This is a genomic window from Psychrobacter sp. CR212, assembly GCF_059693765.1.
Genome location: NZ_JCATIF010000001.1, coordinates 338,117 through 360,421, shown reverse-complemented (window position 1 = coordinate 360,421; position 22,305 = coordinate 338,117). Strand labels below are relative to the sequence as shown.

The window sequence follows — 22,305 nt, the reverse complement described above, 5'->3', positions numbered from 1 at the left end:
TACATAACATAATTTGCTCATACCCTTTATACTGTCTCTATAACTTTTTGATGACAGTTAGCCTTTATGACCATTCAACAATTATTAAAAACAGCGCCCGTCACTACCCTGCTATTAGCCAGCTTTATCGGGCTATTTGTCATGCAGCTAGTCACGGGCGTCGATGCCAATAACCCGTCAACTGAAGCGTTAGTTAAATGGGGTGCCAACGCCTTACCCTTAACGATGATGGATGACCCATGGCGCTTGGCCAGTAGTGCGTTTTTGCACATTGGTCTCATGCATCTCCTATTTAATGGCTTTGCCATGTATTTCTTTGGCCAGATTGCCGAGCCGATGTTTGGCTCAGCCAAGTTTTTGGCATTGTTTTTGTTGGCAGCCATCGGTGGCAACTTGCTCAATAACTATGTCACATGGCAAAGTATCATAGAAGGAACAGGACAGCCCGGCCTATCAGCGGGAGCTTCTGGTGGTATCATGGGTATCGGTGCGGCGTTACTGATCGCTGCCCTGTTTAAAATATCGGTCAATGGCATGATACTCAATCTCAAGAGCTTGATCATCATCATGGCGATCAACTTAGTCTATGGGTTTGCCGTACCGGGTATCGATAATGCTGGTCATATCGGCGGCGCGATCACAGGGCTTGTTATTGCCTTAGCTTTTGCGATTGGTTACCGTCAGCGTCTCGCGGTCGCTATGCAAAATGCCACTATTCAGCAAGCGAAAAGTCTCCACCCTTATCAAACCACCTATCACTACGGTGACCAAGGCAGCCATCAATATAATAGCCAGCACCATGAGACGCTTGATAACTCAGGCCATTATGGCAGCAGTCCTATTGATCAATCATTTTCCTTCAATACTAATTCGATCAAGCAAAATGCTGAATTGGATAACAATGACTCTAGACTGAATAACCGCGATATGAATACGCCAGATATGCACGGCAGTGATATGAAAAGAATTACTGCTGTAAATTTAGCTTTAAAGGACAATACAACTCACAGCACAGTCGAGTCTAAAGACCCTATTAAACCTTCGTTTATTTGGCAACTATTGCCATGGCTTGCGATGCTAATTATTAGTATTGGCTTTGTCTGGTGGTGGCAAGATATTCATCAGCAAATCCTACAAGTGCTAAAAGCCATTGAGTAAATGCGCGTATTTATCTATCATTACTAAATAACTACCAATAACAGCTTAATCATTTAGATTATTTATTCGCTTTTTGCTCGTTTTTTACCTGATCTTACTATTCCGTTATTTCTACTCACCCACGAGACCCAATTATGTCAAAACTTGCAGCGCAACCTCACTTCTCTACGCGAGCCATGCTGAGCACGTTAACCGCTACGGCATTACTCAGTGTGTCTAGCATGTCTAGTGCCATTCCTTTTCTCAATAAAAACCTACCGACTGACAAAGACGCCGAACTGAGCGTTGGGGTCAATGTCATGGCGGTCAAATCAGCCTACGATCTCGAAGACAGCACTGAAGTGCGTGTGCTACCGGGCATTTTTTATGACAATAATAGGATCTATGCGCGCGGTGCTCAAGCGGGTGCGTATTTGATCAATGATGGCGTCAATCAACTCTCTGCTTACGCGCAGCTCGCAGGGAATTCGTTTGATCCTGATGATGCTAATGGTGCCCTGCAAGGTCTCGATGAGCGCAAACTATCCGCAGAAGCAGGTATAAGCTACCAGCGTCGCACGCCTATCGGTGCGTTTCGTGGTCAGTTTGCGACCGATGTGTTGGACGAAAGTGGCGGTAATACGGGTCGCTTAACCTACCTTGCCAAGATCACGAGAAACAAGCTGACGGTCTATCCAAGCATCGGCTTTGAGTATCATGATGCGGCCTACAATGAATACTACTATGGCGTCAGTGAAGAAGAATCAGCGGAAACAGGCGTTGCCGCTTATAAATCTAACTCAAGCTTGAATCCGTATGTCAGCGTTAGTGCCAACTACGACTTTAACGATAAATGGGCAGGATTTGCCAATCAAAGCGTGAGCTATGTACCGAATGAGCAATATGATAGCCCAATGGTCGATTCACGTACGGAAGCGTCGACCACGCTTGGTTTGCTTTATAAGTTCTAATTAAGTTTAGTTCTTTGATAATAAAAAAGACCTTACCGCGTGATGTGGTAAGGTCTTTTCATCGATTATTAAAAAGGTAAATATGACCGTCATATCTTTAGCGTTCTTACAATATTATGACTTCTACTACCTTGTATAATCAGCTAACTGTATAAAATGTTAATATAAATACTAAAGTCTATCTAAATTTTTTAATGTATCATATGTAGGTAATATTTAGCTAAGAGCTTCCATTAAGGGAGGAACGTCTCATGAGCAATAAACATAATACTGAACGTAATAGGCAAGAGGAACCTAAGCCCTCAGATGTTATAACAGATGCTACTAGCAGCTATTTCGACATGCTTAATAATTCATTATCCAGATTTAACAAACATAAAAATTCGAACAAAAAGGAATTAGACCGTGGAGTCAGAACCACTACTCATAGAATCACTCTTTGACTTTTTTTACTTAGATAATAAGAAGATTAGCTCTTTTTACGCTCAGCTAAACGGCAATGGTTCAATTGAATCTTACAAAGAAACTCATGGTATTACAGACGGTAAAACTATGGAGGCAACCGTAGGTGTACCTACAGTGACGGGTGGAAGGTTAGGCTCTAGTGAACAAGCTCAAAGCGGTGGAGAACGTTTTTATAATGCTATCGACACCATGCCAAGAGAAATGATCAATAAGCTAGATGAGCTAGGTTTTGTGAGTAAAGTACTTTGTGAGTCCAACCTTGGAAGATTAGTTTTATTGAAGGGAAAACTTGGCATCGTAGATGTGAACATGTTAAGCGCTATTGTAGAACCCGCTTTAAATTTTTATTCAAGAGAACTTAGAGCTTCTGATAGACAAGAAGATAAAAAACAAGCTAAAAATCTTGAAAAAATAAAAAAAGATTTAATTGATTTTATAAGGAATGTTCCTTTTGCTATTCAAAGCCGCTTCATAGTAGAGTCAGACGAAAGTGTTGAAGAAGTTTGGATGACTTTGAATAGAGATGAATTATCTACACCAACACATGATATAAACTTTAAACATGGCGAGTTTATGGCGGGCGAATGGTATCTACTTGGAATATTAGATGCTTTACCTAATGATGATGTTGTTTATGAAGGTGAAAATGACTCTGAACTTCAAGATATGATTAAGATTTTTGTTAATGAACTCAAAAGTTTAGCTGGACGACCTAAAAGTTCGTTTGGGATTACACCGATTGCTGTTTTTAGAAATATTCAGCCTACTCTATAAATTTTAAATCATTCGCGAAAGAAATTTAAATTAACATCGTTTCCTTCTAAGAGACTTTATAGATCTAATGACCTTAAAAAAAAGACCTTGCCATACGACAAGGTCTTTTTACTATTCTAAAAAACTATTAGATAGCTTACTTAGGATGTACCATATCAGCAGGAATGACCCACTCATCAAACTGTGCTTCAGTTAATAGCTCTAGCTCAACCGCCACTTGCTTCAACGTTTTGTTTTCTTTATAAGCAGTTTTAGCGATTTTTGCTGCATTTTCATAACCAACATGACGGTTTAATGACGTCACTAGCATCAATGAGTTATGCAAGAAGTCATCGATTTTGTCTTTTACTGGCTCGATACCGACGGCACAGTTCTCGTTGAAACTGTTGCAAGCATCGCCAAGCAGTTTGATAGATTGCAATAGGTTGAAGGCAATCACAGGCTTATACACATTTAGCTCAAAGTTACCTGATGCGCCAGCCATGCTGATAGTCGTGTCGTTACCCATGACCTGAGCGACAACCATAGTCATCGCTTCTGACTGAGTTGGGTTCACTTTACCTGGCATGATAGAAGAGCCTGGCTCGTTCTCTGGAATCGTCAACTCGCCAAGACCACAACGAGGACCTGAGGCGAGCCAGCGTACGTCGTTAGCGATTTTGTTTAAGCTAGCGGCTAGGGTTTTTAGTGCGCCTGATGCAAATACTTCGGCATCACGAGCCGCTAATGCTTCAAATTTATTTGGAGATGTGACAAATGGCAAGCCCGTCAAAGTCGCTAGTTGCTCAGCTGCTTTTACTGCATAGTCAGGATGGGCGTTTAGACCAGTACCAACCGCAGTACCACCTAGTGGCAATTCATATAGACCTTGTAGCGCGTTGTCGATACGTACTAACGCGTGGTCAAGTTGTCTCACATAGCCGCTGAACTCTTGGCCTAAGGTCAAAGGCGTCGCGTCTTGTAAATGCGTACGACCGATTTTTACGATGCTATCGAATTCTTTGGCTTTTGCAGCTAGCGTATCGCGCAATGCTTGGACCGCTGGGATCAATAAGCTGTTGATCTGACGAGCAGCCGCCACACGAATCGCCGTTGGGAAGCTGTCGTTGGTAGACTGAGCGTGATTGACGTGATCGTTAGGATGAATCGGTGCGTAAGTGCCACGCTCAGAGCCTGCGATTTCATTGGCACGGTTAGCAAGCACTTCGTTCATGTTCATGTTTGACTGTGTACCCGAACCCGTCTGCCAAACCACTAATGGAAACTGATCGGTAAGACCGCCGTTGATGACTTCGTCAGCGGCTTGCACGATAAGATCACGCTTGTCGCCTTCGATACGCTCTAGGCTTGCATTGGTAATCGCAGCGGCTTTTTTGACCAGTGCCATCGCTTCAATCATTGGACGCGGTAAGGTCTCGCCACCGATTTTGAAGTTTTCGCGGCTACGCTGTGTTTGCGCGCCCCAATAGGCATCAGCTGGGACTTCTACGTTACCCATGGTGTCTTTCTCAAGTCGTGTTGCCTGATTCTGTGTCGACATAACTACCCTCTTTGATGGTTTGTTGTTTTATGACTGCTCTAAAAAATGCAACATCCGCTGCACATAAAGGAGAATACGATATAAAGTGGCATTATGATAGCATGACTAGGACGTGTTGAATATTCACAAATCGCTTTGGTCAATGCCTAAAAACGAATGTCTAAAAGCGCCCCTCATCAATCTGATATGTCATTGGATAAGATACCTATGCACTCTGAAACCATGCCCACTGAGTCAAAAATTCTTAACTCACAAGAACCTACGCTAAGTAATCCACCCAGACGGCACTTCACTCGCCAGCGTCGTCAATTAAGTGATGGCGCGCGTAGAAATTTGGCGCAAGCAGCGAGCTTGCATTTGAGCAAATTACAGCAGCGGCTATCAAAAAATGCGCGTATTGGGCTATATTATGATGGATTTGGCGAGCTACCCACTCAGCCACTGCTGGATTGGTGTATATGCTTAGGCTATTCTCCTTATTTACCTGTCGTTGGTTCTCTCGGTCGTACTAGTAATGGCAGTGATGATAAACGGTTGCGTTTTGTGCCTGTTTACCACTCAAAACTAATCAATGTCCCCATCCGCATTCATCAGCTCGGCATGAAGCAAAATCATAGCCGCGCTCTATTATGGGCGTCAGAATTAGACGTGATTATCTGTCCGTTAGTCGCGGTAGATAAACACGGTAATCGTATGGGCATGGGTGGCGGTTTTTATGATACGACGCTTGGCAAAAGCTATCGCTCAGGGGCCAAGAAACCATTAAAAATTGGCTGGTGTTATGACTTTCAAGTGGTTGAACAATTAGCGCGTCAGCCGTGGGATGTGCCATTAGATGGCTTAATTACGCCAAACGGCATAAGGTGGTTTTAATGAAAGACGATAAACAATTTGAAAAAGACTCTAGCGCTGCTGATTCCAGTGCAGACAATGTGGATGAATATTTGCAAAGGTCAGGTAGCGATGACGCTAGAGAGCAACGTTACTACAGTCAAGAGCAACCGTTTAGCGCTGATGAGATGACACGATTAGTCAATGAAGAACGCTTAAATGAGCTGCTCGCGCAAAGTGATGCGTTTTTGAGCAGTTTGAATGGTGAGATTGAGGATTTTGATGAAGATTGTTAAAAATATAGGCAGTTTGAGCAATTAATAGAAACGAAAAAAGGCGAGTATAGTGATTGTTTATACTCGCCTCTCCTATCAAACCCAATCATTCAAATCATTCAAATCATTTACTACAGCACCATCGCGGCTATCCAACCAAAGGCCAATAATGGGATATTGTAATGCAAAAAGGTCGGCACCACACTGTCCTTGATATGGTCATGCTGTCCATCGATGTTAAGACCAGATGTGGGACCCAATGTCGAGTCTGACGCAGGAGAACCGGCATCACCTAGCGCGCCCGCTGTACCGATAATAGCAACGGTTGCTAACGGTGAAAACCCTAAAGAGATACATAGCGGCACATAGATCGCGGCCAAAATAGGAATGGTCGAGAAGGACGAGCCGATACCCATGGTCACAATCAAACCAATCAAGAGCATGATAAATGCTGCCATCGCTTTATTACCACCGAACAGTGACGCCGCCCCATCAACGAGTAGCTGAATCTGCTCTGTGGCTTTCATGACTTCAGCAAAACCTTGCGCCGTAATCATAATAAAGCCAATCATCGCCATCAATTTGATACCATCATTAAAGACACCATCAGCCTCATGCCACTTGACCACGCCTGTCGCCATAAACACGCCAAAGCCAAACATCGAACCCAAGAGTAGCGAATCAGTGTATAGCTGCACGACGAAAGCCGTCACGATAGCAGCCAATGCAACCAGCGTCTTTAGCTTGCTTTGCGACTGAGCGCCAGCGGCTGTTTTACTTAATGCATCGCCTTCTACGACGGCATCATGCGCTTGCTGATCTATCGCAATCTGCTGATACTCGCGCGGCTTACGGTAGCTTATAAATACCGCGACCAGTAAACCAATTAGCATACCTAATGCAGGAATCGCCATGGCCTTCACCACAGAAATATTGGCAACATCAATGCCCGCTTCACCGACGTTTTTTAGCATAATTTGATTGAGGTAAATATCACCAAACCCATACGGTATAAACATATAGGTGGTGACCAGTCCAAAGGTAATCAGACAGGCAATCAGGCGTCTATCAATCTGCATACGGTTGAACGCCAAAAGCAGTGGCGGTACCAGCAGTGGAATAAAGGCAATATGAATGGGGATTAGGTTTTGGCTAAAGCAGCTCATGGTAATAAGACCTGCAAACAGCATGTACTTAATCATGCCACTCGTGCCCGCGGCATCAATGCGTCTAATCACTGTCCCTGCCAATGACTGCGGCAATCCCGAGTGCGCGATCGCCACGGCAAACGCCCCTAGCAAGGCATAAGATAGCGCAATCTGTGCGCCATTACGGATACCTTCTTGGAAGGCATTTAACGTATCGGTAATACCCAGACCTGCTAATAATCCACCTGCCAGCGCCCCGATTAATAAACTGAGCACCACGTGCACGCGCGAAAGTGACAGTCCTAGCATAATAATAACTGCCAGCAGTACCGCATTGATGGCCATGTATTGCCCCTTGCTCTTTATAACTTGGTCTCATTGAGACTGATGAATAGTAACACTGATGAATAGCGCTATGATGTCTAAAATACTGCCCTAACAACCCCTGTTTTTAGACGGGCGTCAGTTTACCTTATTTTGGATATAAAGCCTATGCATAGAACCGATTAGACACCCGCATCTCACACACGCTCTCGCTATCTAATGGTGAGATTTTACTTATTTAATCCAGACACAGCATTTTTAATCCAACTTTTTAATCCAACTTTTTAATCCAATAACCGCATTGAAACGTCGGCGTTTGTCGCACTATTTAACAAAGATAACTGTGCATCTTTGCCAATGAGACTTGCAATTTTATATGCGGACACCATTTATCTAGACATGAACCACGAACTTGACTTTACAAGTCCGGGGAAAGAGGAAAAATATATGAGTGAACATAAAATTACCCAAGACAATATCGACATTGATGTCGACGTTTCATCTACTGCTACAGACAACAATGAGGCAGAGACCTTATCGAATGCAGCACAAAAAGCAGCGTCAACCAATGAGACAGACACTGGTCTTGATAACACTGACTCTAATAATAAAGATGTAAACGACAACCAACCTGAAAACTACTTGCCACTCTTGGCATTGCGAGATGTGGTTGTCTATCCGCACATGCAGATTGCCTTATTTGTGGGACGCGCGCCATCGGTCAAAGCCGTTGAGCTGGCACAGGCTGAGTATGGCAACAAAGTACTGGTCGTCGCCCAAAAAGACTCATTGACCGAAGACATTGATCAAGACAACTTGTATCAATACGGTACCGTGTGCCGCATCGTCAGCACCATGCCGCACGATAGCGATGAGAACTGCATCAAAGTACTCATCGAAGGTCAATATCGCGCCCGTGTCGACAATATCGAAAGTTATGACGACTTATTGATGGCGAGATTTGAGCGTGCTGATCTTGATGTCAGCATGGATGAGAGCCAGAAGAAAAACACTATTCAGGCGTTGACCACCCTGTTTGAAAGCTATGCGGATGCGCGTCTGCGTAATGCCCGTGAGCTAACTCGCGTGGCCAAACGCATCGATGATTTGCTTGAACTTGTGTACTTTATCTCAACCCGCGTCTCGATGGATTTGGATGTTAAACAGTCGTTCTTAGAAGAAAACGATATCAAAACGCATATCAACACCTTGACGGAATATCTGGTCAAGCAAAGTGCTGAGCAAAATATCGAGCAAGATATTCAAGATGCGGTCCGTCAGCAGATGGAAGACAATCAGCGCGAATACTTCTTAAACGAAAAGATGAAAGCGATCAAAAACGAGCTATCAGATCTCAATGATGGCGCGTTTGATGGCGAAGATGATGTCGCTGAGCTAGAGCAGCGTCTCGAAGATGCTGACTTGCCAGACGATGTGCGCAAAAAAGCGGAGCAAGAGTTTAAAAAGCTCAAAATGATGCCACCTGCTTCATCAGAGTCGTCAGTGGTACGCAACTACATTGAGTGGATTTTGGATACGCCGTGGAATGCGACGACCAAAGTTTCGATCAATCTTGATAAAGCCAAAACGGTGCTGGACGAAGATCATTATGGCTTGCAAGATGTCAAAGACCGCATCTTAGAATATCTCGCCGTACAATCTCGCGTGAAAAAACTGCGTGGCCCGATTCTTTGTCTCGTCGGCCCTCCAGGTGTGGGTAAAACCTCGTTGGGTGAGTCGATTGCGCGCGCAACGGGTCGTAAGTTTATCCGTATGGCGCTTGGCGGCGTCCGTGATGAAGCGGAAATTCGTGGTCATCGCCGTACTTATATCGGTGCGATGCCAGGTAAAATCGTGCAGTCACTGGCCAAAGTAGAAGTGAAAAACCCGCTGTTCTTATTGGATGAAATCGATAAGATGGCGCAAGACTTCCGCGGCGATCCAGCATCAGCATTGCTTGAAGTATTAGACCCATCACAGAACGACACCTTTAACGACCATTATTTAGATATGGACTTAGATTTGTCTCAAGTGATGTTTATCTGTACTGCCAATAGCATGGATATTCCACCTGCGCTACTTGACCGTATGGAAGTCATTCGTCTGCCGGGTTATACCGAAGAAGAAAAGGTCAATATCGCACAGAAATACCTCGTGCCAAAAGCGATTAAAAATAATGGCCTTAAAGAAGGTGAAATTGAAATCGTTGAAGCGGCCCTACACACTATCGTACGAAGCTATACCCGTGAAGCAGGTGTGCGTAACCTTGAGCGTGAAGTCAATAAAATCTGCCGCAAAGTAGTACGCGGTTCGGTTGAGACTCATGGCGCGCGCGCTCCGAAAAAAGCGGAACGTCAGCTAGTGACCGTCGATGACAAGAACATCGATGACTATCTAGGTGTGCACCAGTATGACTACGGTCTGGCGGAAGAAGAGCCTGAGATTGGACGTATCACTGGTCTTGCGTGGACACAAGTGGGCGGCGAGCTGCTTACTATTGAAGCGGTCGCTATGAAAGGTAAAGGTGAGCTTAGCTTCACCGGCTCACTTGGCGATGTGATGAAAGAGTCGATTCGTGCGGCGATGAGTGTGGTGCGTGCTCGCGGTGACAGTCTTGGCATTGACTATGAGACAGTCAAAACCACAGATATCCATGTGCACATGCCAGAAGGCGCCACGCCAAAAGACGGTCCTTCTGCTGGTGGTGCATTGACGACAGCACTGGTCTCTGCCTTGACAGGTATTGCCATTCGTCCAGATATTGCCATGACAGGTGAGATCACCTTGCGCGGCAAAATCCTACGTATCGGTGGTCTCAAAGAGAAGCTACTGGCAGCGCATCGCGGCGGCATCAAGCATGTCTTGATTCCAGAAAGTAATGAGCGTGATTTGGCCGATATCCCTGATAATGTCAAAGAAGGCTTGATTATTCAGCCAGTTGCGACGATTGAAGAGATTTTAAAGGTTGCTTTGGTAGATATGCCAAAACCGCTTAAGCCTGCAAAAGTGACGGTTGATAAAACGGCAGGCAAAGCGCTACACAACTAATTGAGTATTCGTTAGTCAATGCTTAAAAAATAAAAGCCGCTCATCACTATGATGGGCGGCTTTTTTTTGGCAATAATAAACAACAATCTCTCTAGAGCCTTGTGATATATTTTAGACAAATGTTTATTTATTGGAAAGTTATAATGTCAAATAATTTACGGATGCCTTTAGCGATAATAAGCGCCTTATTACCTCTCGCCCTACTAGGTTGCCAAACAAACAGCCTTAATCATTCAGCGCAAACCAGTACCGTCATTGACGATAAAAACTGGTCAGCTGATACGCCAGTACCTAGGCTACTTCAAACGCTCACCAAATATGAATGGCAATTGACTCGCGTCAGTAATGACGATGAAAAAATCAGCCCTTTTAATTATAAGCCACCATTGGTCATGAATGTGCGTCCCGATACTTTGTTATTCCAAGAAGGCTGTCACCGCTATAAAGGTAATTTTAAGGCTTTGCGTCCACTACCTTATCCTTACTCGCTGCCTGATATGTCAGATATGCCTGATAATTGTGAGGTAGCGACGACCAGCTCAGGTAAAAGCAACTCAAATAAAGGCGAGGTTCAGCAAGCTTTAGATATCGTATTTGCGCCCTATTCGAATTCTTACTTTAGATTTGACCCTATATTACCAAACGATCCGCTTTTCTCTAAAAAAGTATCGAAACAAATGAGGTTGACTACAGATAAAGGCAAAGTATTTATTTTTTCTGGTAGAGCAAAACCTATTAAACAGACCTCAGGATTAGCTATCACCAATGAGTTATTAGAGCGCTATGACTGGCACCTTATACGCGCAACTGATAATGCCAATACTTTGATTCATGAGCTTAATAATCCCAATGTACCTATCACCGCAAGCTTTCGGCTTGATACTCATGACCAAGGTGTTAGCTTTTTAACTGGATGTAATGGCGTTGGTGGGTCTTATTCTCTATCGACTAACCATATATTGCTAATCGGTGCATCACCATCAACATTGATGGGATGTGGTGAGTTGGTGAATGGTATTGAGGACTACCTTGATCGTATTATGCATAACAGCACTAGCCACCTAACCTTGACTCATACCGATAATAACCCGATAGCTAATTCTGTTAATGAGATAAAGTCTAGCTACTTACTCACCCAAACCCTAGATTCTGGCGAAACCTTAATTTGGAAAAATGAGCCAAAGAAAATCCCTTAATACATTTTCAAACCCATACGTTACTTACATTTATTAACCGATTGTTGCGCATTTAATGAATAACTATAGGGTTTGCTTGGCTATACTGACGATGATGTTAACGAATATCGATACGCGCTCTAACAGAACAATAAATACAGATATTTGTGACTTTAACTACGTTCTAAATAATGAATAAAATAACTGGAGATAATAATGAATAAGACAATGCTTGCAAGTGCCCTACTATGCGGATCAGCGTTAGCCATGACTGGTTGCCAAACGGTCGAAGGTCAAATGCAAACAGGCAATCCTGTCAATCAGCCTGCTTTAAAATCAACCATCAAAGCGGTGAGCGGTGATAAGAACGAAGTCGGACAGATGTTCCTGCGTCCTGTCGATGGCGGTGTACAAGTCTACGGTAAGCTCATGAATCTACAGCCGGGCCAAACGGTTGCACTACATATTCATGAGACAGGTAGCTGTGCTGATATGGGTAAAGCGGCAGGCGGTCACTTCAATCCTGACAACAAACCACACTCTAATCCTGATGACATGAATGGTCATGCAGGTGACCTACCTAACCTGACAGCCAATGAAGATGGCGTCGCTACTATCAATTATGTAAACAAAAAAATCACGGCCGATAAGGCAGGTAAGTATAGCGTGAATCGCCGTGCCTTTATCGTACATGCTGGCGCTGACGATTATACCAGCCAACCATCAGGCGCATCAGGCGACCGTGTTGCTTGCGGTATTATCGAGATGAACTAATACTATATATATCAGCCATAAAAAAAACCTCTTAACTATTGTATATGGTTAAGAGGTTTTTTTATGGTCAGTAGAAAATTGGTTACTCTTCTACCCACTCGCCTTTACGCCAGTACACACCCCAACGGGTGGCCTTGCCGTTTTTCTCAGAGCCGATGTACTGCTCTTTTTTCTTACGCGACCAGCGCAAGATGGTTGGGTTACCCTCAGGATCTTCATCTGGTCCCTCAAACAGATATTGGAACTTGTCTTCCATCTTGCTTTTAATTTCCCGTAGCTCAGCGAGCTTGGGCGCACGAGTCTCACGCACCTTTGGAAACTTAGAGGCCGCTAAGAACATGCCAGCCGCCCCTTCACGCAAAATGAAATAATCATCATGTTTGGTCGATTTTAGCTCTGGTAGATGAATAGGATCCATACGCGGCGGTGCTGCTTCACCTGTTTTTAGCACCTTGCGGGTGTTATCGCATTTCTGACAAGCAAAATACGGACCAAAGCGACCTGTCTTTAGCTCCATCTGACCATCACACTTGTCACAGTCGATGGTTGGCGCATCTGAGCCTGGTACTTCAAACTTACCTTCTTCTAGAATATAACCGTCACAATCAGGGTTATTACCGCAGATGTGTAGCTTGAGACCACCATCGACGATATAACCATTCATTGCGGTGCCGCATTTCGGACAGCGTTTTTTCTCCATCAAATCTTTGACTTCTGCCGCTTCGTCATCACCTTCTGCATCATCTAAGTTGGCAAACGCTTCGACTGGCATTAGATTTTTGGTACCTTTACAGCGCTCTTTCGGCGGCAAGTTATAGCCAGTACAGCCCAAGAATACGCCTGTTGAGCCTGTACGCAGCTGCATCGGACGATCACAAATATCGCAATGCACATCTGGCACGTCGGTTGGATCATTCGGACGCATACCATCTTTGCCTTTGGCATGCTCAAGGGTGGTTTTGAACTCACCATAGAAATTATCGAGCACGTCTTTCCAATCTTGCTCACCCTCGGCGACATGATCGAGCTTGTCTTCAAGCGCAGCAGTAAAGGTATAATCCATCAAGTCTGGAAAGCTGGCTGTCAACCTATCGGTGACGATATCGCCCATTTTTTCAGCAAATAGTCGCTTGTTCTCAAGCTTCACATAGCCGCGGTCTTGAATGGTCGAGATAATTGAGGCATAAGTCGATGGACGACCGATGCCTTTTTTCTCAAGCTCTTTGACTAGGCTTGCTTCAGTATAACGCGGCGCAGGCTTGGTAAAATGCTGGCTTGGATCAAGCTTATCTAAGTTTAATTTGTCGCCTTTTTTGACATCAGGCAATAACGTATCGTCAGTCTTAGCTGGTGGCATCACTTTTGTGTAGCCATCAAACACCATGGTACGACCGCGTGCTTTTAGCTCGATATCGCTTGCACCGACAAACAGGTTCACTGATAGATATTTGGCAGGCAACATCTGACACGCCACAAACTGACGCCAGATTAGCTCGTATAGACGTATGGCATCACGCTCAACGCCTTTTAGCTGCGTTGATTTCATGTTGACATTAGAAGGACGAATCGCTTCATGTGCTTCTTGTGCGCCTTGCTTATTGCCATAAAAATTTGGTTTTTCTGGTACGTATTTTGCGCCATAGTTGTCTTCGATATGACCACGGACAGCCGCGAGCGCATCGCCAGACAAGAACGTCGAGTCGGTACGCATATAAGTGATGTGACCCGCTTCATACAGACGCTGCGCCAGAATCATGGTCTTTTTAACAGAAAATCCCAAACGTGTACTAGCCGCTTGTTGCAAAGTCGAGGTGATAAAAGGCGCACTTGGACGTGACTGGGTTGGCTTCTCTTCACGCTCTTTAACGATAAAATCGCTTGCTTTGAGTATCTCAAGCACTTTATCGGTTTGCTCTTTATTGCCAAGCTTTAGCGTTTTACCGCCTTGTTTGGTCGCCTCTAAACGGATACCGATTTGCTCCGCATCTGAGGCTTTTTTGGTTTTATCATGAGCGACATGTGTATCTGCATGGATTTGCCAGTATTCTTCTGGAATGAACGCGCGAATTTCATGCTCACGCTCAACAACCAAGCGCATAGCAACTGACTGCACACGGCCTGCTGATAGTCCGCGAGCAACCTTTTGCCATAGCAGCGGCGATACCATGAAGCCAACGACACGGTCCAAGAATCTGCGCGCTTGCTGAGCATTGACGCGATCGATATCAAGCTTTGATGGTTGCTTAAAGGCGCTTTGAATAGCTGACTTAGTAATCTCGTTAAAGACCACACGTTGATACTTGCTATCAGGCCCACCGATAACTTCTTTTAGATGCCAAGCGATCGCCTCCCCCTCTCTATCCATATCCGTTGCCAGATAGATTTTGTCAGCGTCTTTGGCCAGTGCTTTGAGCTCTTTGATGACCTTGGTTTTGTTTGGCAGTACTTCATAGACGGCCGCCCAATCATGCTCTGGATCTACGCCCATACGGCGCACCAGTGCTTGCTGTGCTTTTTCTTCTTTGGTCAGACTGTCATCTTTTTTAGCGGTCGTTGCTTTCTTTGCACTTTTGCTCGCACTGACCGGCAAATCACGGACGTGGCCGATACTTGAGCGTACAATAAAGTCATCGCCAAGATATTTATTAATCGTTTTTGCCTTGGCTGGTGATTCTACAATCACCAAAGACTTGCCCTTTGGGCTGTCAGCAGCTGATGCTGCGGCTTTTTTGGTTGTGGTTTTTGCCATATTCGACGACACCATAATATAGGTAAATTAAAAAATATAAGTAAACTAAAGGTGAAATTACAGTCAGCAGTAAAGTGATTTATAGTAATAATGGCTGCTGATAAAAAAGGTTATAAAACAAATTATAACCATAAAATAAAGATATAGTTATAAAGACGTTACACTGCTAAGCGTTAAACTGTCAACTTTAAATAAATTGAATATGAAAAACTGCTTGCATATCGCCCTTTAATGGAGACAAAAAAGCGCTTTACTAGCCTTTCACGTCTTTTTGCATTTGTATCGCCCACTTCTCAAGATTGGCTTTGAGCACTAACAGATCTTCCTCAATACGTTGCTGATGATACGTGGGATTAGAGTTTGGGCGCACGTAAGCAATGTCTTCCCAATAGATGATAATGCTATTTGCCTTGGTCATCAGCCCTTTAACAAACGGCTCAATGCTCACTGGTAGCTCTAATGGCGCTTTGTCCAAGCTAAAATCGGTTTTTTTTACCGTCACATTATTGCTGCTTTGCGTAGAGCGAATGGCACTTGGAATATGGAGTGTTTTTGCATCATCGCTGGTATCAACAAAACTGTTATCTGGTCGCCATTGTCCATCGATCACTTGATAGCGTGTGTGCGGCAGTTTGGTCTCTTCTAATATCAGACAATACTGTCCAAGCATACCGCGGCCATATTCATTATCACGACCTTTGATCCAATCAGGGCAAGCAACGAGCTTTGGATTAAGCTGCAAACGGCGTGCGGTCATACGCAGCTTGTCTAAACGCTGATCGATACCATTCGGTTTGAGCGCCATCATACTCCCTAAGACGAATAGTACAATGATAACGCCAATCAATGTTCCCATGATGCTCTGGCCTTTTAACTAAATAAAAATGATGCTAAACAATATCAATATAACTGCCACGGCTGATAACCGCTGTCTACGCTAACAGTAAAAATAACGGCTTTATAAATAACTATCCTATAAATCGTTAACGTGAACTGGCTGCTACTCACATGACAGATAACGATATAGCAAGACTTATAATGAGCTCGAACCCGCAAAAATCAAGCACTGCCACTCAACTACTATTCAAAAACTGGCTGTATGGCTCACTCTTTATTTGTCAGTTATACTGTTAAATCAGACATTTAGCGTGCCTAATCATCAGTAGCATAGCCACATACAAAAACCAGATACAAAAAGTGGTCGGCGTAAAAAAGTGCTATGATAAACCATAATTTTAAACGCGCGCAGGTTTATTATGAATTATCTTATTAAGTCAAACTCATCAAGCGCTTATATCGCTAGCAAGCTGACAGGTAAACTCCTGAGCAACACTGGCATAAGCTTATCATTACTTGGCGCAATCGTGCTAACAGTGTCAGGCTGTGCCACCACCCAAAGCCTGACCCCACAGCAATGTCAAAGCAGTAACTGGCAAGAAGTCGGTTATGCCGATGGTCTACAAGGTCGTTCAGGGGCTTACTTTGGACACTATACCAACAGCTGCGCCAGTGTCGGCGGCGCCAGTCCTAGCCGCATACAGTGGGAGCAAGGACGACAGCAAGGTCTCAAAAACTACTGTACCGAGCTGAATGCTTATAAGCTCGGTCGCGAAGGCTATGACTGGCAGCCAGTCTGTCCATTAGAAGGTATTGAGAAATTAGAAGAAGCTTACTCTCAAGGACGCTACTACTATATCCGTCAGCGCGATCTGGATTACTTGCGCTCGCCTTATCCGTTTGGTTACGGACATCTGGGCTTTGGCTACCGTCCATTTGGCTATGGCTGGTAAAAAGAAAACCTCAGTGATGACTTAATTTGAGGTTTAAGTCGTCACTGAGGTCGGAGAGAAGCTTATTATTTTAATCGTTCTTATTATTGTTATGGCGCTCGTGCTATTCATTGGCTTGTTGATTTATATCGCTAATTTTTTGCTGTAACGGACGTTGCATTTCGCTGCTTATTACTACTTACTACCGTTTATCGCTGCTATTATTCATTGACAAAGGCAATCTTGGTAAGTCCTGCTTGACTGGCAGCCGCCAAGACCTGAGCGACCGTATCATACTTACCTTCTTTATCAGCGCGCAGTTGTACTGAAGGATCTTTGCCGGTTGCGCCTTGCTCCTGCAAACGCGCCTCTAGCGCTTCCATGCTGATGGGATCGCTGTCCCAAAATATCCCCGCGTCTTTATCAATACTGATTTGAATGGCTTCTGGCGGCGTTTGATTGACCTCAGCACTGGTCTTTGGCAAATCTAAAGGAACCGTCGGATTCAGCACGGTCGCTGTCAATAAAAAGATAATCATCAATACCAGCATGATATCGATAAGCGGAATGAGGTTCATCTCATTCATACCTTGAACGTCATCATCACCCAGTTGAAATGCCATAATTATTCTCAATACTTGTGTTTATTGTCATGCCGCCAAGAGGTGCTTTTTTATTCTGCCACAGAGCTGCTGTAGTGGCGCGCTTGCTGCGTGTCTACTGCTGCATCGATAGTATTTGAGCGATTGCCTTTAACCGCCTGCACCGATGTTGCGCCCGCATTCGGGCTAGTAGACAATGGCACAGGCTCAGCAGACCCGGACAACAGATCATGTGCTCTATCATTGGCTTGATACATCACACGGCGATTGATACGTACTGCTATGTTGTAAAACACCACAGCTGGAATAGCCACAGCGATACCAAGACCCGTCATAATTAGTGCCTCACCAACGGGGCCTGCCACTTGTCCCAATCCTGCCTGTCCACTCATACCAATATTATGCAGCGCGTGGAAAATGCCCCACACCGTGCCAAATAAGCCGATAAATGGCGCGATCGCTGCCGTCGTTCCAAGAATAGGTAAGCCGCGCTCGCTGGCAAAACGGTAGCGCCCTATGTGCTTGAGTAACGTCTGTTCAGTGACCAAACGACGAGCGGCAGCATCGGAGCCGACCAAATCGGCCTGCTTTGCTTGTAGTTGTTGATTCAAGTCATCTGCCACACTGGTCGCCAGTTTGCGACTTTGCAATACGCGGACGATACCTGTCACCCAAGAGAGAATAGATAACGCAAGTAACAAAAAGAATAACGTCTTTGTCACCATGTCGCTGATCTGCCAGTATTGCATAAAGTCCATATCAGACTCCTTAATGTTTTATGCCATCACATGCTACTAAAACGAGTATCATGCCTTGTCTTATTATGAAAGATTATCAATAAATACGTTGTTATAAAATATAAATGCTCAAGGAACCGCATAGCTGATCGGCAAGGTCACATTGCCCACCACTGGTGCGCCATTCTTGGTAAAGGGTTTGAACTTGCCAGAGCGTACTTGACGCTGGGCTTCTTTATCCAGCAAAGTATTGCCTGAAGACTGCGCCACTCGCACGCTATCGATACCACCTTGTTTATTGACGCGCAGTACCAATACCACGTTGAGCGTATCACCTGAACGCGCTCTACGTGCCGCACGATCAGGGAAGCTAAATTTCGGTGCAGAGGCCCAATTGGCAGCGCTCGCAGTAAAGCTTACAGGCTCATTACTCTGTGCTCGAGCAGCAGCTTCCGCAGCAGCCTCAGCTGCTTCTCTAGCGGCTTTGGCTTGGGCGGCGGCTTCTGCTTCTCTAGCAGCTTTGGCTTGTGCCGCAGCCTTAGCATCCGCGACTCTTTTAGCTTCTTGCGCTGCTCTGTCTTGTGCTTCTTGAGCGGCTTTTTTGGCTCGGGCAGCAGCCTCTTTGCGCTGCTCATCAGCAGCCGATGTATCGACTATCGGTTCTGGGCTGATCTTTTTGGGTGCTGCTTCTGTTGGTACAGGCTTTTGACTACTCTCAGTAGATGTTTTTTCGGTTGCGATGATCGGCGGTGTTTCAGATATTTTTTTCACCACAGGCTTCGCTGGTTCTATAGGTGTCTCGACACGCTTCTTAGGCGGTGGCTCTGCTTTTGGCTGTTGTACAGGCTCAGGTTGCACTTCTTTTTTGATGGTGACCTTTTTGACCTGCTGCACAGGTTCTTTCGTTTCTGCTATAGGCGCTGCGCTTTTAGTCGGTAGCGTGACGAACTCTATTTCAACCGGCGGTATGTCTTGTTTTGGCTCAGGCTGTAATTTGGGCGCTTTTATGCTCACCAATGCGACTGCTGTTAGCACATGCAGTCCTACCACTACTAAAATAGAGAGTAGGATCGATCTGATTGGTGGGGCCTCTAAATCCGTTGAACTCATAACAGCCTAATATTTATTGTCCGGGATGGAATGGCGTAGATAATAATGCAAACGATAATTATTATCAATAATAATTTACAATATTTCTTTGTTTGCCAACTTTTTTATACTTCTTTTGCTGAGCTTATTTGATTAACCAACACCTCTATTTTAATACCTGTGGCTCACCTACTACCTGTCTTTGGAAAAAAAACATCACCTATTAAATGGTACAGCTAATGACTCAATTTGTAGACAATTATTTATAGATAGCCATCCATTGCTAATAAAAACCATTATCATTTGTATTGATAATGAGTCTCAACTACTTTATCATAGAGGCTGTTCTGTCTAGTAGTCCTATTTTAAAAAATGATTTATATAAGAATATTCAAATTATAAAAATGCCTAACCTATAAGAACAAGGTTAGCAGGCAGAACCGATGAGATTTCTATCAGCCTATCTCGAATTTATTCAAAAACATGCTTGATAACGCTCGTCATTTTCCTATTTTTTATTGTCCTACATGTGCAATTAGATTGTTAAAACATTGCCTAAATACACGATATACCGAGTCTATTATGTCTACTACTTCATTATCAAATCGCTCTACCAGTCCTTTTTTTAAGCGTCCATTATTGGCTACTATGATGACAGCTTTAATCGCTGCTATCAGTGTGACAGGTTGTAGCTCACCTGAGTCTGAATCAGCTGATGCTACAGCTACCAATCAAACGGCCAATGAGTCTGCAAACGTTGCCAACAACGATGCTGTATCTGCTGAAAAAATCACGGTGAATACCGCTAAGGGTGATGTTGATCTGGCAATGAGTCCCTCACCGTTGGTGGTGTATGACATGACCTTGATGCAAGACTTGGCAGCATTAGACGTGGCTGTTGATGGTATGCCAGGCAGTTTGCTGTTAGACAATTTACACTCAAAAACACAGCCTGAACCAAAAGCGGTCGGCACTGTGTTTGAGCCAGATCTTGAAGCATTAAATGCCATGCAACCACAAGCAATCTTGGTGGGCTCACGCATGGCAGAAAAGTATAACGAGCTGTCAAACATCGCGCCGACGTTGGACATGTCTATCGACACGGCTAATATTTATGAGTCGAGTAAGCAGCGTTTGCATGATTTAGGTGCGCTATTTGGCAAAAGCGATCAGGCCGCTAGATTGCAACAAGACATAGATACGCTTATCGACGAGACAAAGGGTGTCACCAAAGATAAAGGCACTGGCCTAGTCGTCATGGTCAATGGCAACAAAATGTCAGCATATGGCGACAAATCTCGTTACGGGTTTATCCATACTGTATTAGGTGTACCAATGGCAGATAAGCAGATTGCCGATGCCCCTCATGGACAGCCGGTCTCTTTTGAATATATCCAAAAAGCCAATCCAGACTGGTTGTTTGTTATCGATCGCAGCGCTGCAATTGGTGAAGATGGTATCGGTGCCAAAGCCGTATTGGACAATCCGCTGGTCGCGCAGACCAATGCGTGGAGCAAGCAGCAAGTGGTTTATCTAAGCCCAGACTCTTACCTAGCGTTTGGTGGCTATTACCAATGGATGCAGGATCTCACAACGATTAAAGATGCCTTTGCTAACGCTAAGTAACTGTGCTTATTGTTGAATAATTGCCCTACTAGGTCGTTACGCAAGTAATTGCACACAACGTAGGCCATTATCACTACCGTTATTACTGCTCATTTTTAAGCCAATAAAAATTATGTCGTTATTTTCACACCGTGCTCGTGCTAGGCTCAAACCTAGCGCTTCTTTGCCAGTATCAAATTGGCAAGGAAGCGCTAGCCATACTTTAGGCTCGAAATATCGACGTGCCGCCATACCACCGTGGTTAATCAACACAGCAAGCCTCATTATCATGGGGCTTTTGGTGTTATTGAGCTTATCTATTGGTGTGGCTGACTTTTCGTGGTCGGGTATCTTACAAAGTATCATTAGTCATAGTGCAAACTCTGATAGCTCGCTACTACTGGTCAGCCGTATCCCGCGCACCGTTGCGATTATTTTGACGGGCATTGCGATGGCAGTGGCGGGAATGATCATTCAAGTGGTGCTCAAAAACCGCTTTGTAGAGCCGTCCATGGTCGGCGCAACTCAGAGTGCTGCACTTGGTTTGCTAGTGGTCAGCCTACTGTTCCCTGCCAGTGCGCTCATTGTGAAGATGAGCGTAGCGACCATCGCCGCTGTATTCGGTATGATGCTCTTTATGCTATTGATTCATCGTATACCACCAACTGATTTTTTGATGGTTCCACTGATTGGTATTGTCTTCGGCGGCATTATCGAAGCAGTCACCACCTTTATCGCCTATCAAACTGAGTCGCTACAGATGCTGAGCGTCTGGCAGTTTGGGGATTTCTCAGGCGTACTAGCCGGTCGCTATGAGCTGCTGTGGCTCACGGGCGCGCTGTGTGTACTCGCCTATATCATCGCCGATAAGCTAACCATCGTTGGCTTGGGTGACAATATCGCCTTGAACTTGGGTATTAGTAAACGCCAAGTCACGTGGATTGGCGTGGGTATGGTCGCCATGATGAGTGCCGTCGTGGTCGTGACCGTGGGTATGATTCCTTTTATTGGCCTTGTCGTACCAAACATTGTGAGCCGACTGATGGGAGATAAGTTGCGTCGTAGCTTGCCTGCAGTCGCGCTACTTGGTGCTTCGGCAGTATTGCTGTGCGATATTATCGGTCGCTCGATTCGCTATCCATTCGAAGTGCCTGTTGCCACCGTATTTGGCGTGGTCGGTACAGTGCTGTTTTTATGGCTATTATTGCGCGCGCCAGCTGAGCAATAGCACTATGTTTACTAACTGTATGCCCACTTTTGGTACTCATGTACCGTCGTTCATTTTTTGCCTT

18 protein-coding genes are annotated in these 22,305 nt (G+C 44.7%); 11 read left to right on the top strand and 7 right to left on the bottom strand.

Annotated features, from left to right (window positions below):
• Positions 1-66 precede the first annotated feature (66 nt).
• The 3 genes from AC58CZ_RS01545 to AC58CZ_RS01535 all read left to right on the top strand — a co-directional run bounded on the left by AC58CZ_RS01545 (position 67) and on the right by AC58CZ_RS01535 (position 3,347).
• Positions 67-1,158, top strand: coding sequence for a rhomboid family intramembrane serine protease (locus tag AC58CZ_RS01545; RefSeq protein ID WP_494223534.1), 1,092 nt, complete (start codon positions 67-69; stop codon positions 1,156-1,158).
• A gap of 134 nt (positions 1,159-1,292) precedes the next feature.
• Complete coding sequence (locus AC58CZ_RS01540; protein WP_494223535.1) at positions 1,293-2,108, top strand: MipA/OmpV family protein; 816 nt, start codon at positions 1,293-1,295, stop codon at positions 2,106-2,108.
• A 405-nt stretch (positions 2,109-2,513) separates the two neighbouring features.
• Complete coding sequence (locus tag AC58CZ_RS01535; RefSeq protein WP_494223536.1) at positions 2,514-3,347, top strand: DUF6414 family protein; 834 nt, start codon at positions 2,514-2,516, stop codon at positions 3,345-3,347.
• Positions 3,348-3,483: 136 nt separating this feature from the next.
• On the opposite strand, the gene fumC is transcribed toward AC58CZ_RS01535, so the two are convergent.
• Positions 3,484-4,887 carry a class II fumarate hydratase gene (fumC, locus tag AC58CZ_RS01530; protein ID WP_494223537.1) on the bottom strand — a complete coding sequence of 468 codons (1,404 nt, stop codon included), beginning with the start codon at positions 4,885-4,887 and terminating at the stop codon, positions 3,484-3,486.
• Between the two features lie 207 nt (positions 4,888-5,094).
• Here fumC and AC58CZ_RS01525 point away from each other — a divergent pair, with 207 nt between their 5' ends.
• Positions 5,095-5,760, top strand: a complete 666-nt coding sequence (locus AC58CZ_RS01525) for a 5-formyltetrahydrofolate cyclo-ligase (RefSeq protein WP_497413132.1) — start codon at positions 5,095-5,097, stop codon at positions 5,758-5,760.
• Complete coding sequence (locus AC58CZ_RS01520; RefSeq protein ID WP_494223539.1) at positions 5,760-6,014, top strand: hypothetical protein; 255 nt, start codon at positions 5,760-5,762, stop codon at positions 6,012-6,014. The genes AC58CZ_RS01525 and AC58CZ_RS01520 overlap by 1 nt, the downstream gene beginning before the upstream one ends.
• A 110-nt stretch (positions 6,015-6,124) precedes the next feature.
• On the opposite strand, the gene AC58CZ_RS01515 is transcribed toward AC58CZ_RS01520, so the two are convergent.
• Positions 6,125-7,486, bottom strand: a complete 1,362-nt coding sequence (locus AC58CZ_RS01515) for a Na+/H+ antiporter NhaC family protein (RefSeq protein ID WP_494223540.1) — start codon at positions 7,484-7,486, stop codon at positions 6,125-6,127.
• A gap of 426 nt (positions 7,487-7,912) precedes the next feature.
• On the opposite strand from AC58CZ_RS01515, the gene lon reads away from it, so the two are divergent.
• From lon to AC58CZ_RS01500, 3 genes are all read left to right on the top strand, one after another.
• Positions 7,913-10,513, top strand: a complete 2,601-nt coding sequence (gene lon / locus AC58CZ_RS01510) for an endopeptidase La (protein ID WP_497413131.1) — start codon at positions 7,913-7,915, stop codon at positions 10,511-10,513.
• 143 nt (positions 10,514-10,656) lie between these two features.
• The gene (locus AC58CZ_RS01505; RefSeq protein WP_494223541.1) at positions 10,657-11,709 is read left to right on the top strand and encodes an META domain-containing protein; all 1,053 of its coding nucleotides are present in this window, start codon (positions 10,657-10,659) and stop codon (positions 11,707-11,709) included.
• A 195-nt stretch (positions 11,710-11,904) separates the two neighbouring features.
• Positions 11,905-12,462 carry a superoxide dismutase family protein gene (locus tag AC58CZ_RS01500; RefSeq protein WP_071002151.1) on the top strand — a complete coding sequence of 186 codons (558 nt, stop codon included), beginning with the start codon at positions 11,905-11,907 and terminating at the stop codon, positions 12,460-12,462.
• Positions 12,463-12,544: 82 nt separating this feature from the next.
• Here AC58CZ_RS01500 and topA read toward each other — a convergent pair whose 3' ends face one another.
• Both topA and AC58CZ_RS01490 read right to left on the bottom strand, forming a co-directional pair.
• A complete protein-coding gene (gene topA, locus AC58CZ_RS01495; protein ID WP_494223542.1) occupies positions 12,545-15,211 on the bottom strand; it encodes a type I DNA topoisomerase in 2,667 nt (888 codons plus the stop codon).
• Between the two features lie 253 nt (positions 15,212-15,464).
• Positions 15,465-16,067 (bottom strand): hypothetical protein, encoded by a 603-nt coding sequence (locus AC58CZ_RS01490; protein ID WP_494223543.1) that lies wholly within the window; start codon positions 16,065-16,067, stop codon positions 15,465-15,467.
• A 400-nt stretch (positions 16,068-16,467) separates the two neighbouring features.
• Here AC58CZ_RS01490 and AC58CZ_RS01485 point away from each other — a divergent pair, with 400 nt between their 5' ends.
• Positions 16,468-17,001, top strand: a complete 534-nt coding sequence (locus tag AC58CZ_RS01485) for a DUF2799 domain-containing protein (RefSeq protein ID WP_494223544.1) — start codon at positions 16,468-16,470, stop codon at positions 16,999-17,001.
• Between the two features lie 200 nt (positions 17,002-17,201).
• Here the strand turns inward: AC58CZ_RS01485 and AC58CZ_RS01480 are convergent, their stop codons facing one another.
• The 3 genes from AC58CZ_RS01480 to AC58CZ_RS01470 all read right to left on the bottom strand — a co-directional run bounded on the left by AC58CZ_RS01480 (position 17,202) and on the right by AC58CZ_RS01470 (position 19,429).
• A complete protein-coding gene (locus tag AC58CZ_RS01480) occupies positions 17,202-17,603 on the bottom strand; it encodes an ExbD/TolR family protein (protein ID WP_071002155.1) in 402 nt (133 codons plus the stop codon).
• Positions 17,604-17,653: 50 nt separating this feature from the next.
• Positions 17,654-18,340: a MotA/TolQ/ExbB proton channel family protein gene (locus AC58CZ_RS01475; protein ID WP_494223545.1), complete on the bottom strand. Its 687-nt coding sequence runs from the start codon at positions 18,338-18,340 to the stop codon at positions 17,654-17,656.
• A gap of 108 nt (positions 18,341-18,448) precedes the next feature.
• Complete coding sequence (locus AC58CZ_RS01470; RefSeq protein WP_494223546.1) at positions 18,449-19,429, bottom strand: TonB family protein; 981 nt, start codon at positions 19,427-19,429, stop codon at positions 18,449-18,451.
• Positions 19,430-19,990: 561 nt separating this feature from the next.
• Between AC58CZ_RS01470 and AC58CZ_RS01465 the strand changes: the two genes are divergently transcribed.
• Together AC58CZ_RS01465 and AC58CZ_RS01460 are read left to right on the top strand one after the other, a co-directional pair.
• Positions 19,991-21,034, top strand: coding sequence for an ABC transporter substrate-binding protein (locus AC58CZ_RS01465; protein ID WP_494223547.1), 1,044 nt, complete (start codon positions 19,991-19,993; stop codon positions 21,032-21,034).
• Between the two features lie 112 nt (positions 21,035-21,146).
• Positions 21,147-22,241, top strand: a complete 1,095-nt coding sequence (locus AC58CZ_RS01460; RefSeq protein WP_494223548.1) for an iron chelate uptake ABC transporter family permease subunit — start codon at positions 21,147-21,149, stop codon at positions 22,239-22,241.
• Positions 22,242-22,305: the final 64 nt, after the last annotated feature.